This is a genomic window from Streptomyces sp. NPDC111802 (genome assembly GCF_055634335.1).
The window spans coordinates 1-1,814 of the sequence record NZ_JBVKCZ010000202.1 but is presented as its reverse complement, the minus strand read 5'-3'; the positions used below and the strand labels follow the sequence as shown (position 1 = coordinate 1,814).

The following is a 1,814-nucleotide window of genomic DNA, read 5'->3' as shown; positions in this document are numbered from 1 at the left end:
CCCTGGCCGAGGGACACGAGGACGACACCCGCTGGGCCTACGGCACAGGCTTCGAGGACCCGCTGCACGGCGTCGACACCACCCTGCCCGACGGCATCGACGGTGGTGAACTGGCCGCCGTCTGTGTCGCGTTGGCCGACGACGCCCTCGTCCTGGCGCAACGGCTGGCCGAGTGGATCACCCGGGCGCCCGAGCTGGAGGAGGAGGTCGCGCTGGCCAACATCGGCCTCGACCTCCTCGGCCAGGCCCGCCTGCTCTACTCCCGCGCCGGCCAGGCCGACGGCACCGGCCGCGACGAGGACGCCTACGCCTACTTCCGCGACGCCGACGACTTCCGCAACGTACGCCTCGCCGAACTGCCCAACGGTGACTTCGCGTTCTCCGTGGCACGGCTGCTGGTGCTCTCCGCATGGAGGCTCGCTCACTTCGAGCGACTCACCGCCGCGGCCGATCCCGTGCTCGCCGCGATAGCCGCCAAGGGCGTCAAGGAGCTTACGTATCACCGGCAGTACGCCGCCGAATGGGTCGTCCGGCTCGGCGACGGCACCGCCGAGTCCCATCGCCGGATGCGGGACGCGTTGGAGCAGGTCTCGCCGTACTTGGACGAGCTGTTCACCGTGTACGACGTCCGGGACGAGGTCGGGGCGGTGTTGAAGCAGGTCATGGAGGCGGCCGGGGTGCCCATGCCGGTGTACCGGCCCCTGCCCGGATCCGGCCGCGACGGCGAGCACACCGAGCACCTCGCCCCGCTGCTGGCCGAGCTGCAGAGCGTGGCCCGCGCCCACCCGGAGGCGACATGGTGACCACCCTGCTCGACGCCCGGCGCGCCCGGCACATCGCCGAGCGCGTTCCGGACCCCGAGCTGCCCATGCTCACCCTGGCCGACCTCGGCGTGCTGCGGGACGTCGAGGTCGGTGAGGACGGGACGGTCGTCGTCAGCCTCACCCCGACCTACTCCGGCTGCCCCGCCATGGCCGAGATGCGCGCCGAAGTGGCCGCGCGTCTCACAGCCGCCGGATACCCCCAGGTCGGGGTGCGCACGGTTCTCGATCCGCCCTGGACCACGGACTGGATCACGCCGAGGGGTCGCCGCACACTCGCCGAGCACGGCATCGCGCCTCCCGGACCGGCGCCGCGACCCGCGCCCGGCCCGGTGCCGCTCACGCTGTCCCCCACCCGCGCCGCAGTGCCGTGCCCCTTGTGCGGCTCGGCCGACACGGAGGAGACCTCCCGCTTCGGCGCCACCTCCTGCAAGGCGCTGTGGCGCTGCCGCGCCTGCCGCGAACCCTTCGAGTACGTCAAGGAGATCTGATGGAGGACCTGCAGCCATCCGGCACCGCCCACCCCACGCTCGTGCGGCGACGCCGCCCGGCCTTCCACCACCTGCGCGTGGCCGCCGTACAGCGGCTGTGCGAGGGTGCGGTCGCCGTCGGCTTCGACGTCCCCGCCGATCTGGCCGAGGAGTTCGTCTTCGCCCCGGGCCAGTCGCTCACCCTGCGCCGGGAGGTCGACGGGCGGGACGAGCGGCGCTCCTACTCGATCTGCTCGCCGGTGGGCGCACGGCCGCGGATCGGGGTACGCGAAGTGGCCGGCGGCCTGTTCTCCTCCTGGCTGGTCCACGAGGTGCGGCCCGGCGACACCCTGGAGGTGATGTCCCCGACGGGCGCCTTCACCCCCGACCTCGCCACACCCGGCCATCACGTGCTGATCGCGGCGGGCTCCGGCATCACGCCCATGATGTCCATCGCCGAGTCCGTCCTCGCCGCCGACTCCCGCTCGACGGTCACCCTCTTCTACGGCAACCGTCGCACCGC

General features: G+C 72.9%; 3 protein-coding genes. All 3 read left to right on the top strand.

Annotated features, from left to right (window positions below; genetic code table 11):
• Positions 1-2: 2 nt before the first annotated feature.
• Positions 3-803 carry a 1,2-phenylacetyl-CoA epoxidase subunit PaaC gene (paaC, locus tag ACZ7NC_RS45445; RefSeq protein WP_471498322.1) on the top strand — a complete coding sequence of 267 codons (801 nt, stop codon included), beginning with the start codon at positions 3-5 and terminating at the stop codon, positions 801-803.
• Complete coding sequence (gene paaD, locus ACZ7NC_RS45440; protein ID WP_471498319.1) at positions 797-1,312, top strand: 1,2-phenylacetyl-CoA epoxidase subunit PaaD; 516 nt, start codon at positions 797-799, stop codon at positions 1,310-1,312. The genes paaC and paaD overlap by 7 nt, the downstream gene beginning before the upstream one ends.
• Positions 1,312-1,814: FAD-binding oxidoreductase (locus ACZ7NC_RS45435; RefSeq protein ID WP_471498316.1), on the top strand; the 503-nt coding region annotated here is incomplete at its 3' end. The genes paaD and ACZ7NC_RS45435, both read left to right, overlap by 1 nt.

Coding starts and splice junctions, on each gene's coding strand:
- paaD (WP_471498319.1), top strand. CDS start 797: ATGGTGACCACCCTGCTCGACGCCCGGCGCGCCCGGCACATCGCCGAG.